The 20,998-nt window shown below is 68.1% G+C and carries 18 protein-coding genes and 8 pseudogenes; 17 read left to right on the top strand and 9 right to left on the bottom strand.

Annotation, left to right across the window (positions count from 1 at the left end; genetic code table 11):
• Positions 1-14 precede the first annotated feature (14 nt).
• Positions 15-368, bottom strand: a complete 354-nt coding sequence (locus tag ACHMWU_RS29505; protein ID WP_396049020.1) for an ATP-binding cassette domain-containing protein — start codon at positions 366-368, stop codon at positions 15-17.
• Between the two features lie 183 nt (positions 369-551).
• Between ACHMWU_RS29505 and ACHMWU_RS29500 the strand changes: the two genes are divergently transcribed.
• From ACHMWU_RS29500 to ACHMWU_RS29490, 3 genes and pseudogenes are all read left to right on the top strand, one after another.
• Positions 552-749 carry a hypothetical protein gene (locus ACHMWU_RS29500; protein WP_396049019.1) on the top strand — a complete coding sequence of 66 codons (198 nt, stop codon included), beginning with the start codon at positions 552-554 and terminating at the stop codon, positions 747-749.
• Positions 668-973 carry a winged helix-turn-helix transcriptional regulator gene (locus tag ACHMWU_RS29495; protein WP_396049018.1) on the top strand — a complete coding sequence of 102 codons (306 nt, stop codon included), beginning with the start codon at positions 668-670 and terminating at the stop codon, positions 971-973. The genes ACHMWU_RS29500 and ACHMWU_RS29495 overlap by 82 nt, the downstream gene beginning before the upstream one ends.
• A pseudogene (locus tag ACHMWU_RS29490) lies at positions 883-1,329 on the top strand (winged helix-turn-helix transcriptional regulator); the annotation flags it as partial. The gene ACHMWU_RS29495 and the pseudogene ACHMWU_RS29490, both read left to right, overlap by 91 nt.
• Positions 1,330-1,505: 176 nt before the next feature.
• Here the strand turns inward: ACHMWU_RS29490 and ACHMWU_RS29485 are convergent.
• A complete protein-coding gene (locus ACHMWU_RS29485; protein WP_396049017.1) occupies positions 1,506-2,432 on the bottom strand; it encodes a winged helix-turn-helix transcriptional regulator in 927 nt (308 codons plus the stop codon).
• Positions 2,433-2,598: 166 nt separating this feature from the next.
• On the opposite strand from ACHMWU_RS29485, the pseudogene ACHMWU_RS29480 reads away from it, so the two are divergent.
• The 4 genes and pseudogenes from ACHMWU_RS29480 to ACHMWU_RS29465 all read left to right on the top strand — a co-directional run.
• A pseudogene (locus tag ACHMWU_RS29480) lies at positions 2,599-3,749 on the top strand (AMP-binding protein); the annotation flags it as partial.
• Between the two features lie 204 nt (positions 3,750-3,953).
• Positions 3,954-4,235, top strand: a complete 282-nt coding sequence (locus tag ACHMWU_RS29475; protein WP_396049285.1) for a hypothetical protein — start codon at positions 3,954-3,956, stop codon at positions 4,233-4,235.
• A 38-nt stretch (positions 4,236-4,273) separates the two neighbouring features.
• Positions 4,274-5,509 (top strand): acetyl-CoA acetyltransferase, encoded by a 1,236-nt coding sequence (locus ACHMWU_RS29470; protein WP_396049015.1) that lies wholly within the window; start codon positions 4,274-4,276, stop codon positions 5,507-5,509.
• Positions 5,510-5,534: 25 nt separating this feature from the next.
• A pseudogene (locus ACHMWU_RS29465) lies at positions 5,535-6,928 on the top strand (carotenoid oxygenase family protein); the annotation flags it as partial.
• Here the strand turns inward: ACHMWU_RS29465 and ACHMWU_RS29460 are convergent.
• The 4 genes and pseudogenes from ACHMWU_RS29460 to ACHMWU_RS29445 all read right to left on the bottom strand — a co-directional run bounded on the left by ACHMWU_RS29460 (position 6,847) and on the right by ACHMWU_RS29445 (position 9,073).
• Positions 6,847-7,035 carry a hypothetical protein gene (locus ACHMWU_RS29460; protein ID WP_396049325.1) on the bottom strand — a complete coding sequence of 63 codons (189 nt, stop codon included), beginning with the start codon at positions 7,033-7,035 and terminating at the stop codon, positions 6,847-6,849. The pseudogene ACHMWU_RS29465 and the gene ACHMWU_RS29460 overlap by 82 nt on opposite strands.
• A 31-nt stretch (positions 7,036-7,066) precedes the next feature.
• Positions 7,067-7,470, bottom strand: a pseudogene (locus ACHMWU_RS29455) (acyl-CoA dehydrogenase family protein).
• A 436-nt stretch (positions 7,471-7,906) separates the two neighbouring features.
• Positions 7,907-8,044 (bottom strand): annotated as a pseudogene (locus tag ACHMWU_RS29450) (acyl-CoA dehydrogenase family protein); the annotation flags it as partial.
• Positions 8,045-8,152: 108 nt separating this feature from the next.
• Positions 8,153-9,073, bottom strand: a complete 921-nt coding sequence (locus ACHMWU_RS29445) for an acyl-CoA dehydrogenase family protein (protein ID WP_396049013.1) — start codon at positions 9,071-9,073, stop codon at positions 8,153-8,155.
• A 363-nt stretch (positions 9,074-9,436) separates the two neighbouring features.
• Between ACHMWU_RS29445 and ACHMWU_RS29440 the strand changes: the two are divergent.
• The 6 genes and pseudogenes from ACHMWU_RS29440 to ACHMWU_RS29415 all read left to right on the top strand — a co-directional run.
• A pseudogene (locus ACHMWU_RS29440) lies at positions 9,437-10,423 on the top strand (AMP-binding protein); the annotation flags it as partial.
• A 256-nt stretch (positions 10,424-10,679) separates the two neighbouring features.
• A complete protein-coding gene (locus ACHMWU_RS29435) occupies positions 10,680-10,967 on the top strand; it encodes a hypothetical protein (protein ID WP_396049012.1) in 288 nt (95 codons plus the stop codon).
• Positions 10,968-10,992: 25 nt separating this feature from the next.
• Positions 10,993-12,157, top strand: a pseudogene (locus ACHMWU_RS29430) (acetyl-CoA C-acyltransferase).
• 53 nt (positions 12,158-12,210) lie between these two features.
• The gene (locus tag ACHMWU_RS29425; RefSeq protein WP_396049010.1) at positions 12,211-12,477 is read left to right on the top strand and encodes a hypothetical protein; all 267 of its coding nucleotides are present in this window, start codon (positions 12,211-12,213) and stop codon (positions 12,475-12,477) included.
• Between the two features lie 253 nt (positions 12,478-12,730).
• Entirely contained in the window at positions 12,731-13,444 is a 714-nt protein-coding gene (locus ACHMWU_RS29420) for a serine/threonine dehydratase (protein WP_396049008.1), read from the top strand.
• A 146-nt stretch (positions 13,445-13,590) separates the two neighbouring features.
• Positions 13,591-14,532, top strand: a complete 942-nt coding sequence (locus ACHMWU_RS29415; RefSeq protein ID WP_396049007.1) for a hypothetical protein — start codon at positions 13,591-13,593, stop codon at positions 14,530-14,532.
• On the opposite strand, the gene ACHMWU_RS29410 is transcribed toward ACHMWU_RS29415, so the two are convergent.
• From ACHMWU_RS29410 to ACHMWU_RS29400, 3 genes are read right to left on the bottom strand one after another with little or no spacing between them, the layout of a single operon-like run.
• The gene (locus ACHMWU_RS29410) at positions 14,519-15,301 is read right to left on the bottom strand and encodes an enoyl-CoA hydratase/isomerase family protein (protein ID WP_396049006.1); all 783 of its coding nucleotides are present in this window, start codon (positions 15,299-15,301) and stop codon (positions 14,519-14,521) included. The genes ACHMWU_RS29415 and ACHMWU_RS29410 overlap by 14 nt on opposite strands.
• Positions 15,298-16,017 carry a VOC family protein gene (locus tag ACHMWU_RS29405; protein WP_396049005.1) on the bottom strand — a complete coding sequence of 240 codons (720 nt, stop codon included), beginning with the start codon at positions 16,015-16,017 and terminating at the stop codon, positions 15,298-15,300. The genes ACHMWU_RS29410 and ACHMWU_RS29405 overlap by 4 nt, the downstream gene beginning before the upstream one ends.
• Positions 16,014-17,738 carry a class I adenylate-forming enzyme family protein gene (locus ACHMWU_RS29400; RefSeq protein ID WP_396049004.1) on the bottom strand — a complete coding sequence of 575 codons (1,725 nt, stop codon included), beginning with the start codon at positions 17,736-17,738 and terminating at the stop codon, positions 16,014-16,016. The genes ACHMWU_RS29405 and ACHMWU_RS29400 overlap by 4 nt, the downstream gene beginning before the upstream one ends.
• Before the next feature lie 380 nt (positions 17,739-18,118).
• Between ACHMWU_RS29400 and ACHMWU_RS29395 the strand changes: the two are divergent.
• From ACHMWU_RS29395 to ACHMWU_RS29380, 4 genes and pseudogenes are all read left to right on the top strand, one after another.
• Positions 18,119-18,760, top strand: a pseudogene (locus ACHMWU_RS29395) (enoyl-CoA hydratase-related protein); the annotation flags it as partial.
• 156 nt (positions 18,761-18,916) lie between these two features.
• Positions 18,917-19,732, top strand: a complete 816-nt coding sequence (locus tag ACHMWU_RS29390; protein ID WP_396049003.1) for an NAD(P)H-dependent flavin oxidoreductase — start codon at positions 18,917-18,919, stop codon at positions 19,730-19,732.
• Between the two features lies 1 nt (position 19,733).
• Positions 19,734-20,600, top strand: coding sequence for an enoyl-CoA hydratase-related protein (locus tag ACHMWU_RS29385; RefSeq protein WP_396049001.1), 867 nt, complete (start codon positions 19,734-19,736; stop codon positions 20,598-20,600).
• A 99-nt stretch (positions 20,601-20,699) separates the two neighbouring features.
• Entirely contained in the window at positions 20,700-20,987 is a 288-nt protein-coding gene (locus tag ACHMWU_RS29380; RefSeq protein ID WP_396049000.1) for a GIY-YIG nuclease family protein, read from the top strand.
• Positions 20,988-20,998 lie beyond the last annotated feature (11 nt).

Here is a 20,998-nt window from a genome sequence, read left to right as displayed (position 1 = left end):
CTGGGCCGAGCGGGTCATGGGCGAGCCACCATCGACGGGACGAGCCGCGGGGTGTTGACGCTGTGGGCGCCGATGACGGTGTTCTCGAGGACCGAGAGCGACGGGAAGAGCGCCAGGTTCTGGAAGGTGCGGACGATGCCGTGTCGGACCACCTGGTGACGGCGCAGCGACAGCAGGTCCTGGCCGTTGAAGTGGACCGAGCCCTCTTCGGGGCGGTAGATCCGCGTGATGCAGTTGAAGAGCGAGGTCTTCCCGGCTCCGTTGGGGCCGATCAGACCGCAAATCTCGTTGTCGGCCACGGTGAAGCCCACGCGATCCAGTGCTGTCACGCCACCGAAGCGCATGACCACGTTGGATATCTCCAGCACCTCTGACCCTCCTCTTCCTGCTCGAATTTCCCCGCGATCACACCCAGTTGCATGAGGTGACGCCGATCACTATAGTTAGCAACGTGACTAAGTTATACCCCATCCTGATGGGCCGGTCAACGGACCAGTACGAGTAACCTCACGAGCAGCACCACGACCCCCCAGACCTGATAGGGATGTGCCATGACCAGCGCCGACGGACGCCTCCTCGGAGGCTTTGACGACGCCACTCCGCTGGAGCCAGGCGGCCCCAACTCGATCGCCGTCGCCAACGGCGTCCTGGCCGACGAGTGGTCGTTGTGGATCATCCGGACGGCCCTGCGCGGCGCCAAGCACTACACCGACTGGCTCAAGCTCGGCCCATCCCCGGCACGGCACTGACGACCCGGCTCGCCGCCCTGGTCGACGCCGGCGTCCTGACCAAGAACCGCTACAGCGACCGCCCGGTCCGCTACGAGTACCTGCTGTCGGCACGCGGCCGCCAGGTCTGGCCGATCCTGATCTCGATGTGGGCATGGGAGCGCAACTGGGTCGACGACGAGGACGCGGTCGACCTGCCGCACATGCGCCACACGACCTGCGGCGAGCCACCGATCCCGTCCTGACCTGCGACTCGTGCCGCGAAGGCATCCGGTGGCGCGAGGTCGACGGCAAGATCGGCCCCAGCGGCGACTGGTCACGCAATCTGCAGATCACGGCCCGACGGCAGCGCTCGCGCAACGACAAGCGGCCCAGCGAGGTCATCAACCAGACCATGGAGCTGATCGGCAACCGGTGGTCGATCGCCATCTTGGGTGCGGCCTTCCTCGGCGTGACGAGGTTCAGCGAGTTCCAGAAGCGGCTGTCAGCCTCCCCCACGATCATCGCCGACCGGCTCGCGGTGTTCGCCGACCTCGGCGTCCTCGAGCAGGTCCCGACGGCCGAGCGGGCCGACTGGATGGAGTACCGGCTCACCGCCAAGGGACTGGCGTTCCTGCCCGTCGTCCTGCTCATGATCCAGTGGGGTCACCGCTGGTTCACGGCTCCGGACGGCCCGGCGCTCGTGATGCACCATGCGACGTGCGGCTCGAGAGCTGCACGTCATCTTGACCTGCAGCGCGTGCCACGAGCCGTTGCGCGGTCACGCGATCGAGTCGGTCAGACCGCAGAGCCCTCAAAGCTGATCTCTGGTCGCGCCAGCACGCCATTGCAGCTGTTGCACGTGAACTGCGGCTGCAGCTCGTGGCCGCAGGCAGTGTGGATCAGCGACAGCCCGGACTGCCCGTCGTCGGCGAGCCACTGAGCCGCCCAGCTGTTGATCGTCGCGGTCACCGAGAAGAAGTCGATGCCCTTGGGCGTCAGGCGGTACTCCTGGCGCCGACCTCCGGCCGCGACGGACTCGCGGCTCAGCATCCCGGTCTCCACGAACAGCTCGAGCCGGTGCGTCAGGGTCACCGGCGAGATCTTCAGGTGCGACTGGAACTCGTGGAACCGGCGACTGCCCATCAGCGCGTCGGACAAGATCATGGTCGACCACCGGTCGCCCAGGACACCCGATGCATCGATGGGGGTGTTGATGGTCGGCGAACGACGCGACCGACGACCCACGACGTCGAGCAGGAGGCGGTCGTCGACGGTGCCCTTGACGTCTCGCGCCGTCAGTCCGATCGCGCCGCACCGGCCGCAGCCGAAGACGGGGCGCGTGGAGTTGCCGCACACGTCGTGCCGCAGCCGCAGGCCGCTGTCGCGGTGGTGCGCACCAGCCCACGTGCGGTCCCACGTCCACAGCGCGATCATGACTCGCCACAGGTCGATGCCCGACTCGGTCAGCAGGTACTCGTGGCGCGGCGGATGCGACTGGTAGGCGCGGGTGAACAGCAGGCCGTCGTCGACGAGACCGCGCAGGCGGCGCGACAGCACCGGGTCGGAGATGTTGAGCGAGTCGCGCAAGTCTTGGAATCGGCGTTGCTCGGCGAAGATCGCCCGCACGATGCGCACGGTCCACATGTCGCCCATCAGGACGAGAGCCCGGCCGAGCGGAGAAGCGCTCTCCCCCACGTCGGGAACGACTGCTTCCTTCGTCACGTCGCATCCTTCCGGTTCGGGCGACCCCCAGCGTAGTGCAGTCGGCGGAGATCCCCGCACGACAGCGACAATTCGTTGACAGGTGACTTTTGATCTTGTAGTAATTAACTCATGAAGCTCCACACACCCGATCGCGTGAAGGCCTTCACCGAGGCCGGCCACTGGGGTGCCGCGACCTGGCCCGCGCTGCTGGCCGAGCACGTCCGGGCCATGCCCGACCGGCTCGCCGTGGTCGATCCTCCGAACCTTCCCGAGATCAGCGGCGCGCTCCCCCAGCGGCTCAGCTGGGCCGAGCTCGACCAGCAGGTCGCCCTCCTCGCGACCGCAGCTTCTGTCGTGCGGCGTCGAGGCCGGCGATGTCGTGGGCCTGCAGCTGCCCAACTCGACCGATCTCGTCACGAGCTATCTCGCGATCGCCTCGATCGGTGCCATCGCGACACCATTTCCCGTGCAGTACCGCGCCTTCGAGCTCGGCCAGATGGGCCAGCTGGCCCACCTCACGGCGTTCATCGGCAGCGGACGGATCCTCGCCGGGACCCTCACCGACATCACCGCGACCCTGCGCGAGATTCCCGAGCTCAAGGCCATCCTCGCTTTCGGCGAAGACCTGCCCGCCGACGTCATCGCCCTGACGCCCATCGTCCGAGGCGGCGGCACCGCATCCCTCGACGTCGACCTCGACCGCGACCGCGACCGCGACCCCAACGAAGCCGTGACGATCTGCTGGACGTCCGGCACCGAGTCCACACCGAAGGGCGTGCCGCGCTGCCCCAACGACTGGCGGCCCATGGCGATCTCAAGCGTCGACGCCGCCGAGCTCACTGTCGACGACGTCCTGCTGAACCCCTTTCCCATGGTCAACATGGCCGGGATCGCCGGCATGCTGGTGCCGTGGCTGCTGACCGGCGCCGTCCTGGTGCAGCACCATCCCTTCGACGCCCCGACGTTCTTCGCCAGCTCCACGACGAGCAGGTCACCTACACCGTGGCTCCCCCGGCGCTGCTGATCCGTGCGCTCGACCTGCCCGGTTGCACGCCCGAGACCCTGGCCTCGGTGCGCGTCATCGGATCAGGCTCGGCACCGCTGCCGCCGTCGATGATCGTGGCCTGGCGCGACCGGTTCGGGATCGACATCCTCAACTGCTTCGGCTCCAACGAGGGCATCAGCCTGGTCAGCGATCCGCGGTCGGTGCCCGATCCAGTGCACCGGTCCGTGCTGTTCCCACGGTTCGGTTCTGCCGACCACACCTGGTCGAACCGCGCCTCGCACGGCGTGCTCAGCAAGCTGGTCGACCCGGTCAGCGGCGAGACCGTCACGACCGGCGGGACGCCCGGCGAGCTGCGACTCAGCGGCCCGGGGATCTTCTCGGGCTACCTGCCCGGAACCGCATCGGCTGATCCCTTCGACGCCGACGGCTTCTACTGCACCGGCGACCTGTTCCAGTACGTCGCCGACCACACCGGCGACCTGCGGTTCCTGCAGTACGTCGACCGGGCCAAGGACCTCATCGTCCGTGGCGGCATGAACATCTCGCCGGCCGAGCTGGAGAGCCTCATCGTCGAGCATCCGGCCGTCGCCGAGGTCGCCGTCGTCGGCATGCCCGACGACACCTTGGGCGAACGCACCCGCGCCGTGATCGTGGTCAACGACGGCCACAGCCCGACCCTCCACGAGATCAACGCCTTCCTGCAAGAACGACACATTGCGAAGTACAAGCTGCCCGAGAGCCTCGCGATCGTGGACGCCCTGCCCCGCAATCCCGTCGGCAAGGTGCTCAAGCGCGAGCTGCGCACCCCCGCATGAACCGTCCATCCCACCCAGCCACACACCGGAGGCGCCCCATGGCACAGGATCTCTACATTCTCGGTGGAGCCCAGACCGATTTCGCCCGCAACTGGGCCAAGGAAGGGCTCGGCCTGATCGACATGCTGACCGAGGTGCTGCCGGCGACGTTCGCCGACGCCCAGGTCGATCCGCACGAGGTGCAGGTCGTGCACGTCGGCAACCTCGCCGGTGGGCTGTTCTCCGGCCAGGCTCAGCTCGGCGGGCTCGTCGCGGCCGCCGAGCCTGCGCTCGTCGGACGTCCGTCGACCCGGCACGAAGCTGCCTGCGCTTCCGGCAGCACCGCGATCGTCGCAGCCAGCGCCGACATCGAGTCAGGACGGTACGACGTCGCCCTCGTCGTCGGTCTCGAGCCGATGCGCAACGTCTCGGCCAAGCAGGCCGCCGACAACCTCGGCACCGCCGCCTGGGCCGGACGCGAGGCCGTCGACGCCGAGTACGCGTGGCCCGCACTGTTCGCCGACGTCGCGGAGGAGTACGACAAGCGGTACGGGCTCGATCACGCGGTGCTCGGACGCTTCGCCGAGATCGCCTTCGCCAACGGCACTCGCAACCCGCTGGCGCAGACCCGCGACTGGGCGTTCCCCGAAGGGTCGTTCGCCGAGGACGACGAGGTCAACCCGCTCGTCGAGGGCCGTCTGCGCAAGACCGACTGCGGCCGGATCACCGACGGTGCTGCCGCGATCGTGCTCGCCGGCGCCTCCTACGCCGCAGAATGGGCGGCGACCCGCGGTCTGGACCTCGAGCAGCTGCCCCGCATCTCCGGATTCGGCCATCGCACCGACACGCTCCTGCTGGCCGACAAGCTCGCCAGCTCGCACGACACCCCGCACCTGTTCCCGCACCTGCACGGCGCGATCCACGACGCCTACCAGCGCGCGGGCATCAGCGGCGTCGACGACATCGACGTCGTCGAGATGCACGACTGCTTCAGCATCACCGGCCTCGTGACCCTCGAGCACCTAGGCCTCGTCGAGGGCGGCAAGGGCGGCGAGGTCGTCCGCGACGGCACGATCGAACGGTCGGGCAGCCTGCCGGTCAACCCCGGCGGCGGACTCCTGTCGGCCGGTCACCCCGTCGGCGCGACCGGCGTCCGCATGGTGCTCGACGCCGCCCGCCAGGTCACCGGCCAAGCGGGTGACCTGCAGATCGACGGCGCGCACCGCGTCCTGACGGTCAACGTCGGCGGCTCGTTCACGACAGCCGTCTCGTTCGTCGTCGAGAACACCCCCTGACCTTCCCCACCTCGTAAGGAGCATCATGGACCTCGACATTGTCGGACGCATGCTGTCGACGCTGCCTGCCGACGACGACCACCCGTACCGCACCGGACCGTGGCAGCCGCAGACCACCGAGTGGAAGGCCGACGACCTCGACGTCGTCCAGGGTGAGATCCCGACCGACCTCGACGGCGTCTACCTGCGCAACACCGAGAACCCCCTGCATCCTGCGATCAAGAACTACCACCCGTTCGACGGCGACGGCATGGTCCATGTCGTGGGCTTCCGCGACGGCACGGCGTTCTACCGCAATCGCTTCGTCCGCACCGACGGCCTGGCCGCTGAGACCGACGCCGGCAAGAGCCTGTGGGCCGGACTGGCCGAGCGACCCAACATGTCGCTGATGGAGCACGGCTGGGGTGCACGTGGACGGCTGAAAGATGCCTCCAGCACCGACGTCGTGGTGCACAACGGCGTCGCGCTGACGAGCTTCTACCAGTGCGGCGATCTCTACCGGATGGACCCGCAGTCGCTCGAGCCGCTCGGCAAGGAGTCGTGGAACGGCAAGTTCCCGTTCGACTGGGGCGTCTCGGCCCACCCCAAGATCGACGACGCCACCGGCGAGATGCTGTTCTTCAACTACAGCACCGAGGCGCCGTACATGAACTACGGAGTCGTCGATGCCGACAACGAGCTCGTGCACTACGTCCCGATCGAGCTGCCCGGGCCACGCCTGCCACATGACATGTCGTTCACCGAGAACTACGCGATCCTCAACGACTGCCCCTGTTCTGGGACCCCGAAGGTCTCAAGCAGGGCGCGTACGCCGCCCGGTTCCACCCCGACATGCCGATGCGGCTCGGTGTCATCCCGCGCCGCGGCGGTGCCGGCGATGTGCGGTGGTTCGAGTGCGAGTCGACGTTCGTCCTGCACTGGGTCAACGCCTACGAGGAGGGCGACGAGATCGTCGTCGAGGGCTACTTCCAGGAAGATCCTTCGCCGGCCGACAACGGCATGGGCGACAAGTGGCAGCGAGCGTTCCGTTTCCTGGCGAACGACCGGATGAAGCCGCGGCTGCACCGGTGGCGGCTCAACCTGGTGACCGGCGGCGTCAAGGAAGAACGCCTGACCGACACCGTCAGCGAGTTCGGCATGATGAACGGCTCGGTCGGCGGCCGCAAGCACCGCTACTCGTACTCCGCGACGAGCAAGCCGGCCTGGTTCTTGTTCGACGGACTCGTCAAGCACGACAACGTGACCGGCAACGAGCAGCACTTCCGCCTCGAGGACGGCGTGTACGGCAGCGAGGCGTCGATGGCGCCGCGCGTCGGCAGCACCGGCGAGGACGACGGCTACCTCATCACGTTGACCACCGACATGAACGCCGATGCCTCGTTCTGCCTGGTGTTCGACGCCGCCGACATCTCGGCCGGTCCGGTCTGCACCTTGAAGCTGCCCGAGCGGATCTCGAGCGGCACCCATTCGACCTGGGCCGCCGGCTCAGACCTCAAGGACTGGTCGAACGCCGACGATCCAGCCACGACCGTCGGTCTCGAGCCACACCGCAGTCGATCAGCGCAACAGCTCGACTGCGGTGTGGGTCCGGACGTCGGCGGCGAGCCGGTCGAGGTGGAAGTCTCCGTCGCCGAGGGTTCGGTCGATCGCCTCGAGCCGGCTGACGAGGTGGCCGATCGGATACTCGTCGGTGACGCCGACGCCCCCGTGCAGCTGGATCGCGGCATCGCCGATGCGCCGGGACGCCCGGCTGATCTGCAGCTTGGCCCGAGACCCGGCGATCGGGTCAGCCGCGCCAGAGGCGAGGTCGACCGTCGCGAACAGCACCATGCTGCGGGCGAGCTCGGCTCGACGTACAGGTCGGCGGCCCGGTGGGTCAGTGCCTGGAACGACGACAGCGGGACTCCGAACTGCTGTCGGGTCGTGAGGTGCTCGACGGTCAGGTCGAGCGCCGCCTCCATCGCGCCGAGCGCCTCGGCGCACAGGGCGACGACGCCGGTCGCGAAGACGGCGTCCAAACGCCTCCTCGCCGATCGAGCCGTCGCCGAGCGGCACGGCCGTCGCACCGTCCAGGACGATCCGCGAACCGCGGGATCCGTCGTGGGTCAGGTAGCCCGTGCGCGAAACGCCCGGCTGCTGCGGCTCGACCAGGAACAGTCGGGTCTCGCCGCCGACGTCGGCGCTGACGATCAGCACATCGGCCTCGGCGCCGTGCGCGACGGGCTCCTTGACCCCGGTCAACGTCCAGCCATCTGCGCTCGCTTTGCCGGTCACTCCCCGCGCCGAGGTGCTCCATCGCGAACGCGGCTCGGAGTGGGCCAGGATCGGCAGGCACGTGCCGTTCGCGATGCGCGGCAACCAGGCAGCTCGCTGCTCTGCCGTCGCGAACCGCTCGATCAGCCCGGCGGCGACGACGATCGCGTCGACGAAGGGCTCGAGCAGGTTGGCGCGGCCGACCTCCTGGGCGACGAGCATCATCTCGGCCGCCCCCAGGTCACTGCCGCCATGCTCGGCAGGGATCAGCAGCCCGAGCACCCCGAGATCGGCCAGACCGGCCCAGGTCGTCGGGCGTGCCGGGTCGGCGAGGTAGCGGCGCAAGGTGTCGCGCAGGGCGGCTGTTCGGCGTCGACGGTGAAGTCCATGTCAGAGTCCCAGGATCGAGGAGGCGATGATGCTGCGCTGGATCTCGCTGGATCCGCCGTAGATCGTGACCTTGCGAAGGTTGAGCGAGATGGGGATCGATCGTTGCGCCCACTCGGGCACGTCCGAGGTGTCCCCCGCTGCTGATGCCAGCGAGTCGGATCCGGCCAGGTCGGCCACCAGCCGGGCGACCTCCTGCTGCAGCTCGGTGCCGCGCAGCTTCAGCACCGACGAGGCCGGATCGGCCTTGCCATCGCTCGAGCTGCCGACGACGCGCAACGCCGTCAGCTCCAGCGCGGCGAGGTCGTTCTCGAGCGCGGCGATGCGTCGGGCGACGACCGGATCGTCCAGCAGGGTCGAGCCGTCGGCGAGCGGCTCGGCCGCATGCGCCTTGGCTCGTGCGAGTCGCAGCTTGGTGTTGCCGATCTGGGCGACCCCCACCCGCTCGTTGCCGAGCAGGAACTTGGCGTAGTCCCAGCCCTTGTCGACCTCGCCGACGAGCTGGTCGGCCGGCACGCGGACGTCGTCGAAGAAGACCTCGTTGACCTCCGCCTCGCCGTCGATCATCCGGATCGGACGGACCGTGATGCCCGGCGACGAGAGGTCGATCAGCAGCATCGAGATGCCCTGCTGCCGACGAGCGGCCTGCGGGTTGGTGCGGACGAGGCAGAAGATCCAGTCGGCCATGTGCGCCAGGCTCGTCCAGGTCTTCTGGCCGTTGACGACCCACTGGTCGCCGTCGAGCACGGCCGTCGTCCGCAACGAGGCAAGGTCGGATCCTGCATCGGGCTCGGAGAATCCCTGGCACCAGAAGATGTCGAGGCTGGCAGTCGGCGGCAGGAAGCGGGCCTTCTGCTCCTCGCTGCCGAATGCGGCGAGGACGGGTCCGACCAGGCCGACGTTGGGGCCGAGCGGCGGAAACACCCCCGGCGCGGTGCATCTCCTCCTCGAAGAGGTGTCGCTGCATCGCCGTCCAGTCCTTGCCGCCCCACTCGACGGGCCAATGCGTCACGGCGAGCCCGGCCGAGTGGAGGATGCGATGGGTCTCCACGATGCGATCGCGATCGAGCGGCGCTCCGGCAGCGACAGGATCGCGAAGCTCGCGCCGGAACCTGCGTCTCGAAGAAGGTCCTCATCTCGTCTCGGAACGCCCGCTGCTCGTCCGTCAGCTCTCGCCTCACGCCAGTCCTCACGATCCTAGTTACTGTCATACAAGAAGTAACGTAACCCGATCAAGCAGTCAATAGGCTCTATCCATGATGTCGTTGTTGTAGTTATCATCGCCACATGACGTACCCCGCGACGCATGCTGCAGCGTTCCCGGACAAGCCGGCCGTCATCATGGCCGAATCCGGCGAGACCATGACCTACCGCGAGCTCGACGACGGATCCAACCGGCTTGCGCAGGCCCTCCACGCTGCGGGGCTGCGGCCTGGCGACCATCTGGCCGTCGTCGCGGGCAATCACCTGCGGTTCCTGGAGATCTACTGGGCCGCCATGCGGTCGGGACTGTTCTTCACCCCCGTCAACGCCTATCTGACCGGAGGCGAGGCGCGGTACGTCGTCGAGAACTGCGGCGCCTCCGCACTCGTCGTCGACGGACGCCTGACCGAGACCGCCGCGACTCTCGCCGACCTGCCGATGCGGCTACGACTCAGCCTCGACGCGCCGCTGCCCGGGTACGACGACTACGCCTCGACCCTCACCACACATCCAGCCCAGCCTCTGGCAGACGAGCCCTACGGCGCACCCATGCTCTACAGCTCCGGAAGCACCGGCCGACCCAAGGCCATCACCCGGAGCCTCAGCGGCAAGCACGTCGCCGAAGGCAATGCGGCCGTCCGCGCCTGGGTCTCCAGCTCGTTCGACGTGTCCGCAGGCACTGTCTGCCTCAGCCCTGCCCCGCTCTACCACGCAGCACCCTTGTCGTTCTGCAGCGCGATCACGTCGATCGGCGGAACGGTCGTGCTGTCCACGAAGTTCGACGCAGCCAGCACGCTCGACACGATCGCTCGCCACCGCCCGTCGCACGCGCTGTTGGTGCCGACGATGTTCGTGCGACTCCTGCGGCTCGACCAGCAGGTCAAGGATGCTGCCGACACGTCGTCGTTGCAGTACGTGATCCACGGCGCCAGCCCGTGTCCTGCCAGCGTCAAGCAGGCGATGATCGACTGGTGGGGTCCGGTGCTGCACGAGTACTACGCCGGCAGCGAGGACAACGGCTCCACCCAGATCGACTCGCACGAGTGGCTCACACATCCGGGGTCGGTCGGCCAGGCGAGCCCCGGCTGCACCGTCCACATCTGCGACCCCACCGGACACGCTGCCCCACGACACCGACGGCATCATCTACTTCGAGGTCGCCGGAGCCGAGCAGGCATTCGAGTACCGCGACGAGCCCGACAAGACCGCCGCGACGAGACACCCCGACCATCCGACCTGGACGACTCTCGGCGACATCGGCCACCTGGACGCCGACGGCTACCTCTTCCTGACCGATCGCACCGACTACATGATCATCGCTGGCGGGGTGAACATCTCGCCCCAGGAGATCGAGGACGTCCTGATCGAGCACCCCGCCGTGCTCGACGTCGCCGTCTTCGGCATCCCCGACGAGGAGTTCGGCGAGCAGGTCAAGGCCGTCATCCAGCTGGCCGACCCCGACGCCGACCACGTCGCCGTCGCCGCCGAGGTGCGGGAGTTCGCACGCGGACGCCTGGCCCGGCACAAGGTGCCCCGCACCGTCGACGTCATCGACGAGATGCCCCGTTCGCCGGCCGGGAAGCTCTACAAACGCCAGCTCGAGAACAGCTACTGAACCCCCGGCAGACCAGGAGATCACCATGCCCGAAGCCGTCATCGTCGCCACCACCCGGACCGCGATCGGTCGCGCCTTCAAAGGTTCGCTGCGCGACGTCCGCGCCGACGACCTCGGCGGGTTCGCGGTGCGCGGCCTGCTCGACCAGGTCCCCGGCCTGGACCCGGCGACGATCGAGGACGTCATCGTCGGGACCGCCGTCCCCGAAGGCGAGCAGGGTCTCGGCATCGGCCGCATCGTGGCGGCACTCAGCGGCCTCCCGGCCAGCGTCCCCGGCAACACCGTCAGCCGTGCGTGCGCGTCGTCGCTGCAGTCGATCCAGTCGGCGTTCCACGCGGTGAGGGCAGGCGAAGGAGACACCTTCGTCGCGGCGGGTGTCGAGTGCGTGTCGCGGGGTGTCTGGCGGTGCCCCCGCCGGTGACCTCAATCCCCGCTTCGTCGACGACTCCCGAGACGACTTCGTCAGCCACATGTACACGTCGATGCTGCAGACCGCCGAGAACGTCGCGGTACGCCATGACGTCTCCCGCGGCCGGATGGACGAGCTCGCCCTGCTGTCCCAGCAGCGTGCCGCACGGGCGACGGCCGACGGATTCTTCGCCCGCGAGATCCTGCCCTGGACCAATCCCGACGGGACCGTCGTCGACACCGACGACTGCCCCCGTCCCGGGACGACCCTCGCCGCGCTCGCCGCGCTGACCCCGGCACTCGGAGAGCCCCACCGGGTCACCGCCGGCAATGCGTGCCCGCTCAACGACGGCGCCGCAGCCGTCCTGGTGATGTCGGCCGAACGCGCCCGACAGCTCGAGCTGCAGCCCCTGGCCCGGATCGTCGCCTCGGCCGTCAGCGGACTCGATCCCGAGTACATGGGTGTCGGGCCGATCGAGGCCTGCACCGAGCTGCTCGACCGGGCCGGGATGACGATGGGCGACATCGACATCGTCGAGCTCAACGAGGCCTTCGCCGCCCAGGTGCTCGCCGTCACCGACGCCCTCGGCATCTCGGTGGAGGATCAGCTCAACCCCCACGGCGGCGCGATCGCCCTCGGCCACCCGTTCGGCATGACCGGCGCCCGCATCATGACGACCCTGCTGAACGGCCTGCAGACCCGCGACCAGCAGTTCGGCATCGAGACGATGTGCATCGGCGGCGGCATGGGGATGGCGATGCTGGTCGAACGACTGCGGTGAGGTCGTGCTCACAGGCTCCCACCTCCTGTCTGGTGCCCGTGTAACCTCAGTCGATGACCACCCGCCTCGACTCTCCGCTGCACAGCCCAGCCCTCCGCGCACTGCTGGGTGCCATCCTGCTGGTCTGCGGACTGGTCTTCGTCGTGTGGACCGATGATCACGAGTTCGGAGTGCTGCTCCTGCTGGCCGGTGCATCCTCGATCGCGTGGGCGAGCTCTGATCGGTTCGCTCGCAACGCACCAGCCAGACGGTTGCTTCGAGCAGCAGGTGTGATCCTGTCGACGGCAACCATCGTGGCGGGCGTGTTGATCGTCTTCTGACGGCAACCATGCCGTCTTCCAGCAACAGTGAATCGAGGACACTGCTCATGATCGAGCGTGGTGACGTCCTGGCAGCGCACGACCGCATTCGCGGGCACATCCGAAGGACTCCGATGCTGCCCGGGCACGACGGCGCACCGTGGCTGAAGTGCGAGTTCTTGCAGCACACTGGCGTGTTCAAGGCACGCGGGGCTTTCAACCGCCTGCTGGCTGCTGCCGACCGCAACGACTCGACCCCCAGGTGGGGATCGTCGTGGCCTCGGGCGGGAACGCCGGACTGGCGAACGCGTACGCCGCCGCACGGCTGGGGGTGCCGGCGACGGTGTTCGTCCCGACCACTGCCCCGCGGGTGAAGGTCGACCGGCTCGTCGCCTATGGCGCGTCGGTGCGCCAGGTCGGTCTCGAGTACGCCGATGCCTACGCCGCGGCGATCGACGACGCAACCGCCCGTGGTGCAGTGTTCTGCCACGCCTACGACCAGCCCGAGATCGTCGCAGGTGCCGGCACCTTGGCACTGGAGATTCTCGAGGACGTCCCAGACGTCGACACGATCGTGGTGGCCGTCGGTGGCGGCGGGCTCTTTGCCGGTGTGGCGGCTGCGGTCGAGGGACGCGCTCGCATCGTCGCAGTCGAACCGGTCAACATCCCGACGCTGCGGTCCGCCCTGCAGGCCGGCGCACCGGTGGACGTGGACGTCTCCGGTGTTGCCGTCGACTCGCTGGGTGCCCGCCGCGTCGGTGACATCGCGTTCGACGTCGCTCGCCGCCGCCCTCCGGTCTCGGTGCTTGTCACCGACGAGGCCATCGTCGATGCCCGTTCACGGTTGTGGTCGGAGTTCCGAGTCCCTGCCGAGCACGGCGCGGCCGCGGCGTACGCCGCCCTGACCTCCGGCGCCTATGCGCCGGCCGACGGCGAGAAGGTCGCCGTCATCATCTGCGGCGGGAACACCGACCCAGCAACGCTCTAGGAGGCCAACTACCCTTCCGGAACGTCATCACGAACGTGCCAATGTACGTACTGATGTGATGACGTCCTGAAATCCACAAGGGTGCGGCTGTCCACAGGCAGCGATCCTCTTCGCACAAAGCGGGATTCAGCGGCCATCTTCTGGCCATGACCACACGATTCGAACGCGTATCCGCTGTCCGCGCACTCGCCCATGCCCAGAACGGTGTCCTGTCCCGACGCCAGATCCTCGCCCTCGGCCTGACCCGCTGGGACATCGCCGCCGAGGTACGGGCAGGCCGGTGGAAGCAGCACCACCGGCAGACCATCTGCATCCACACCGGGCCGCTCGACGCCAAAGCGCTGCGGTGGCACGCCGTCATCGAGGCTGGGACGCGAGCCGTTCTCGACGGGACCGGCTCGCTGCTCGCGGCCGGACTCACCGGGTTCGACGTCGATCTCATCCGAGTGTCGATCCCGCGCGGTGCCAAGGTGCTCCGCTCATCGGTCTCAGACGTCCGACAGACTCGCAGGCTTCGTCCGGACGACGTCGTCAAAGCCGGAATCCCTCGGGTCAGGACACCGATCGCCGCCATTCGGGCCGCGCTCTGGGCGGTGAGCGACCGGCAGGCGGCGTTGATCCTGACCATGACCGTGCAGCAACGTCTCGCGACCGCCGAACAGGTCGCGCAAGCGTTGCTGGACGTCCGTCGCGACAGGCGCCGGCGGTTCCTCGAACGTGTCGTGCTCGACCTGCTTGGTGGCGTCGAGTCGTTGGGAGAGCTCGACGTCGCCACGATGTGCCGCCAGCGGGGACTTCCCGTCCCCGACAGGCAGGCCGTGCGGCGCGCCAAGGACAAGAAGTACTACCTCGACGTCTTCTGGACGACCTTTCGGCTCGTGCTGGAGATCGACGGTATCCACCACACCTGGGCGACGTCAGTGGTCGACGACGCGTTGCGCCAGAACGACCTCAGCCTGCAATCGCTGACGGTGCTACGCCTGCCCTTGCTGGGACTTCGCGTCGCGGAAGACGCCTTCTTCACCCAGGTCGAGCAGGCCCTCCGGGCAGCTGGTTGGGTCTCAGGACGCCGACTCAACGCCCGGTGAAGACGGCCGGCCGCTTCTCCAGAAACGCTGCGACGCCCTCGCGGTGATCATCCGACAGCTGGCACTCCGTCATGGCCGCGACGTGGCTGACCAGGTGCTCGTCGCGCGACTTCGACGACGACTCGTTGATCAGCTGCTTGACCCGCTGCGTCGCGAACGGCGAACCGCTCGACACGCTCAGCGCCAACGCCCGGGCAGCATCGGCCAGCTCGTCAGGCTCCACGACGTCGAGCACGAAACCGATGCGCTGCGCCTCGGCGGCGTCGATGAAGTCACCGGAGAACACCAGGCGCTTGGCCATCTGTGGCCCGACCAGTCGCGGCAGGATCCAGGTGCCGGCGCCCGTGTCGGGCACGAGACCGCGCTGCACGAAGATCCACGAGAAGCGGGCCCGCGTCGACGCGATCCGGAAGTCGCACTGCGTCGCCAGCTCGACGCCGAGGCCTGCCGCCGGGCCGTCAATGGCGGCGATGACGGGCTTGGTCGAGTCGTGGAAGAACCAGTGCCGTCCGTCGGTATGGCCCGGCCGGTCGGCGCCCTTCGTCCCAGGTTCGACGTCGTGCAGCTCGGTCAGGTCGGTGCCGGCGCAGAACTGTCCCGGCACGGCGGTCAGCACGATCGCCCGCACCGATGCATCAGCCTCGGCAGCATGCGTGAAGTCGCGCAGCGCGTCGTACATCGCGTAGCTCAGCGCATTGCGCTTCTCGGGACGATCGATCGTGATGATCGCCAGACCGTCCTCGACGGCATAGCGGACGAACTCGGTCATCGAGCCACCTCCACGTCTGCGACGAACCTGAAGTCGACACCACCGATGCGCTCGACGTCGCCCACTCGCGCAGCATCCGCCGCTGCGACGTCGACCGCAACCAGGCCCGTCGCCTCGCCGGCCGGGACGAACCGCAGCACCGTCTCACCCAAGGGCAACGTCGTCGGATCGCTCAGCGGCAGGTCGAGCACCTGCGACCACACCTTCGCCATGGCCTCAGGATCCGGGGTAGCCAGCTCGGCACCCACGATGTCGCGAACCACATCAGTGCACGCCGCGTCGAAGATCCGGGGCGCGAAGTGCCAGCTCTCGGCGGGCTCGACCTGGTCGATCTCGGCCAACGTGCCGAGCGACTTGGGGTGCCACTGCGAGATCCGGTTGCCCTCGAAGTCTTGGGCGAACAGCGGGGCGATGCCCAGGTCGGCGGCACGGTCGATGACGACCTGCTGGTCGGCGACCTGCACGACGAGCATGTAGCCGACGGCGCCCTTGCGCTCCACGAGGCGACCACCGACCGAGTCGGCCGTCAGCGGGGCACACACCTCGAGGAAGGTGTCGCCGAACGACAGCACCTCGTGCTCGAAGCCGAGCTCGGCCATCGACTCGGCGTCGCGCGTGCCCGTCGCGTTGCCGAAGATGTCGCGGCACTGGGCCAGCGTCTCCTCGAGGTCGGGCACGAGCACGACGACCTGGCGGATACGGGGCAGTACGGTCATGAGTTCTCCTGTAGCTGGCGGTCTTCGGGCTGGGCGAGGCGGGAGCGCAGATCGCGCTTGAGGATCTTGCCGATCGCGTTGCGCGGCAGATCGTCGACGATCTCGAGGCGTTCGGGCCACTTGAACTTGGCGACGCCCTTCTCGGCGAGGGCAGCGATGACGTCGACGAGCGTCGGCGCCTGACCGGCGACCCGCGGGACGACGAACAGGCAGACCCGTTCGCCGAGACGTTCGTCGGGCATCGCGACGGCAGCCACTGCGGCGACGCGCTCGTCGGCGATGACGAGGCCTTCGAGCTCGGCGGCAGAGATCTTGAACCCGCCACGGATGATGAGGTCCTTGGCCCGGTCGACGTGCGTCAGGTAGTCGGGGTTGTCGCCACTGATCTCGAACACGTCGCCGGTGCAGAACCAGCCGTCCTCGTCGAAGCCGTGGCGACCTTGGTTCCAGTAGCCGGCGAAGATCGTCGGCCCCTTCAGCCGCAGCTCTCCGGGCTTGCCGGGCTCGGTGATCTCGTGGCCGTCCTCGAGGCTCACGAGTCGTCCACTCATGGCGCGGGCGACGTCGATCCGGTAGGGCATGTCGGGCACGCCGTACCGCGGGAAGAACCGGCCGCGCTGCGACGGATCGGGGACGGTCTCGGGGTCGGCGAACAGCAGGCCGCCCTCGTTGGAGCCGAACAGGTTGAGCACCTCGACGCCGTGATCGGTCTCCCAGCGGGCGATCATCCACCCTGACAGCGGGGCCGATCCGGATCCGACGGCGCGCAACGTCGACAGGTCGTGCTCGGTGAACGCACGCTCGTCGGCGACGAGGGTGTCGAGGACGAGCGGCGGGGCGCACGTGTAGGTGACCTTCTCGGCCTCGATCTGGCCGATGAACACGTCGAGGTCGAAGGGGTGGTGCTGCACGAGGGTCGAGCCGAGCGCCAGCCATGGCAGGAACATGCCGGCGAGGCCGCCGCCGTTGACCATCGGGAACGGGTTGAGCAGGACGTCTTCTGCGGTCAGCCGGGGCGACTGTGCGCACGCGCCAGCGAGCACCTCCCAGTCGCCGTACGCCCGCGGCACTCCCTTGGGCTTGCCTTCGGTGCCCGACGTCCACATCAGGGTCACGCAGTCGTTGGAGTCCTGGTCGAGGCCGTCGAGGTAGGAGCGAAGCTCGGCCGGGTCGGTTCCGGCGGATGCCATCAGCGTGTCGAGCTGACCGGCTCCGGCCACCTCGTCGGGCCCGAAGGCCAGCACGGTGTGCAGCGACTGGATCTCGTCAGACAGCAGGACGAGCTCAGCCGCGAAGTCGCGTCCGACGGCACGGTTGGCCGAGACGAACACCTGGACGCCGGCCGCCTCTCCCATGCCTTGCAGCTCGTGGCGTTGGTACTGCACCGGGAAGGGAGTCACGATCGCGCCGAGGCGTGCCGCTGCCAGGAAGACGAGCGGAAGCTCGACGCAGTTGGGCAGCTGGACGCCGACCACGACGTCGCGGCGAACCCCGTGTGCGAACAGGACGCGGGCCAACCGGTCGACCTGGTCGCCGACGTCGCTCCACGTGAGCCGTCGGGGCTCGCCGTGCAGGTAGGTCTGGCGGTTCGGCGCGTCGATCAGTGCGGTGCGGTCGGGTATCGCCAGGCGGTGCTGATCGACCAGGTCGGGCCAGGTCCGGCCTGTCCACCACCCCTCCTGATGGAACGTGGCAGCGACCTCGTCTGGGAACAGACGCATCGTTCTCGACCTCCTCGACCGTGGCTGAAGCTGAGCACATCCTAGTTGAGTAGAATTAAAACTACTAGATAGCAAGTGACTAGCCATGGACCCAGAACCAGGGCACAATAAACCAAACCGTCCCGGAGGAGACCATGAAACCGCTAGCAACCGGATCAGTGACTGATTCCTCTCGCTTCAACAGCGATAGTCGCGCATGAGCGACTCGGAACCCCTCCTCATCAGCCATGACGGCGGAGTGCAGACGCTCACGCTCAACCGTCCCCAGCGCAAGAACGCCTGGACCGTGCCGATGCAGTCGGCGTACTACACGGCACTTGCCGAAGCCTCCGCCGATCCCGACGTCCGGGTCATCGTCCTGACCCGGAGCGGCCGGCGCGTTCTGCCCCGGCGCCGACACCCAGGCCCTCACGACGTACACCGAGACCGGCACGACCAACCCGCTCGCCGCCGAGATCGTCTGGCCCGAGTGGTTTCCCAGCATGATCCGCAAGCCCATGATCGCCGCGATCGACGGACCCTGCGCCGGCATCGGCCTGGTCCAGGCGCTGATGTGCGACATCAGGGTCGCCGCCCCCGACGCCCGCCTGTCGACGGCCTTCGCGCGACGGGGCCTGCCCGCGATGCACGGCGGAGAGTGGCTGCTCGAACGCATCGCCGGCGCCGCCACGGCCCACGAGCTGCTGCTGACCGGTCGGACGTTCGACGGCACCGAGGCGCAGAGACTCGGCGTCGTCACCGAGACCGACCCCGACCCCCTGGGCCGTGCGATGCAGATCGCCCACGACATCGCGGCCAGCTGTTCGCCGACCTCGATGGCGCACATCAAGGAACGCCTGTGGACGAGCCGCGAACGCTCCCTCGCCCAGACCGTCGTCGAGGTCGACGCAGTGCTCGACGGCTTCTTGGCCTCCGACGACTTCCGTGAAGGTGTCACGAGCTTCATGGAACGTCGCTCCCCCGAGTTTCGCGGCTTGTCAGAGCCGCTCGACCATTCCGCACCCCAGCAAAGGACACCATGAAGACCCGATTGGCCCACCCGGTCCGCCTGCCCGTCGTGGCGGCGCCCATGTTCTTGATCTCCGGACCCGAGCTGGTGATCGCTGCGTGCACCTCGGGGGTCGTCGGTTCCTTCCCGGCACCCAACTGCCGGACCGCCGAAAGAGCTCGACAAGTGGATGGGAACGATCAACGACGCCCTGCGCGGCGCCACCGACAGCCAACCCGACACGATCGTCGCCCCGTGGGCGCTCAACCTCGTGACCCACAGCACCAACACCCGCCTGGCTGACGACCTCACACTCGTCGCGGAGCACCAGCCGCCCATCGTCATCACGGCCCTCGGCTCGCCCGCCCCGGTCATGGAGACCGTCAAGGGCTACGGCGGCATCGTGATCGCCGACGTCGTCAACATCAAGCTGGCCCGCAAGGCCGCGGCACTGGGCGTCGACGGTCTGGCGTGCGTGTCCAGCGGCGCTGGCGGACACACCGGCTACCTGTCGCCGTTCGCATTCATCTCAGCAGTCCGCGAAGACTTCGACGGGATCATCACCGTTGGCGGCGGCATCACCGACGGTCATGGAGTCGCCGGTGCGATCGCGGCCGGCGCCGACCTGGTCTACATGGGCACCCGGTTCCTGCCGACGGTCGAGAGCCTGGCGCCACAGGAGTACAAGCAGATGATCGTCGACCACGGCCCGGACGACCTGATCGTCAGCGCCGGAATCACCGGGACGGATGCGTCGTGGCTGCGTCCGAGCCTGATCGCCAACGGGCTCGACCCCGACAACCTGGTCGCCCCGACCGCACGTAACTATGACTCGAAGGAGTCACCCGACAAGAAGTGGAAGGACATCTGGGCGGCCGGTCAGGGACTCCAGACGATCCATGCGATCGAGCCCGTCTCCCAGGTCGTCGACCGGCTCGAGGTCGAGTACCTCGCGGCCCACGAACGCTTCAACGCGCTCGGCCTGCCCACCGCCACCAGGAGCTGACATGACGTACGAGACCCTCGTCTACACCGTTGCCGACCAGATCGCGACGATCGAGCTCAACCGCCCTGAAGCGATGAACTCGATCACGTTGCAGATGTGCGCCGAGCTCGCGGACGTCTTCGCCGAGACCGACAAGGACCCGGACGTCCGGGTCGTCGTCGTGACCGGTCGCGGCAAGGCCTACTGCGCGGGCGCCGACCTGTCGGGTGGGTCGAAGGCGCTCGACATCGAGGGCCGCACCGACGACGCCGCGGAGTTCCGCGACGAGGGCGGCCTCATCACGCTCAAGATCTTCGAGTCGACCAAGCCCGTCATCGGTGCCGTCAACGGTGTGGCCGCCGGCCTCGGTGCCACGATGCTGCTGCCGATGGACTTCATCATGGCCGCCGAGTCGGCCCGGTTCGGCTTCGTGTTCGCCAAGCGCGGCATCGTCCCCGAGGCATGCTCGACGTGGTTCCTGCCCAAGAAGGTCGGCATCAGCACCGCCGCCGAGTGGATGTACACCGGCCGGATGGTCTCGTCGGCCGAAGCGCTCGACGCCGGCCTGGTCCGCAGCGTCCACGCGGCCGACGACCTGTTGCCGGCGGCCTACGCGCTGGCCCGCGAGATCGCCGACAACACCGCCCCGGTCGCGGTCGGCATGATCCGGCAGATGCTGTGGCGGTTCGCCGGATCCGATCACCCGATGGACGCCCACCGCGTCGACTCCCGGCTCAACCTCGAGCTCGGTGCGAGCGCCGACGTCGTCGAAGGGATCAGCCGTTCCTGGAGAAGCGGTCGCCGCAGTTCCCCGGACGCCTGCCCGACGACGCTCCCGCGTCCTACCCCTGGTGGACCGACCCGACGTTCTAGCCACCCCGTTGGTTGAGGTGCGGAGCGAAGCGAAGCCTCGAAAAACCACCGCCCCCTGTGGATGACGCACTGGACGCATCGCGTCGTCCTCAGGTTCTGTGCAGTGATGCCCCACATGTACATCCTTGAGTGCTCCGACGGTTCCTACTACGTCGGAAGCACTCGCAACCTTGAACACCGACTCTGGATGCACAACCAGGGCCTCGGCGCTGAGTACACCAAGCGACGTCTCCCGGTAAAACTCGCCTATGCGCACGAGTTCGCGTTGGTCACTGAGGCGTTTGCAGCGGAGAAGAAGGTGCAAGGCTGGTCACGCAAGAAGCGCGAAGCGCTGATTCGTGGCGACTACGCCGCACTGCCAGGGCTGGCCAGTCGCCGGAAGAAGACGCCTCCTGCTGGTTGAGGAGCGAAGCG

The sequence above is a fragment of the Aeromicrobium sp. UC242_57 genome, from assembly GCF_044452305.1.
Lineage (GTDB): Bacteria > Actinomycetota > Actinomycetes > Propionibacteriales > Nocardioidaceae > Aeromicrobium.
Note: the sequence above shows the minus strand (reverse complement) of the source record. Positions and strands in the feature narration are given on the sequence as shown.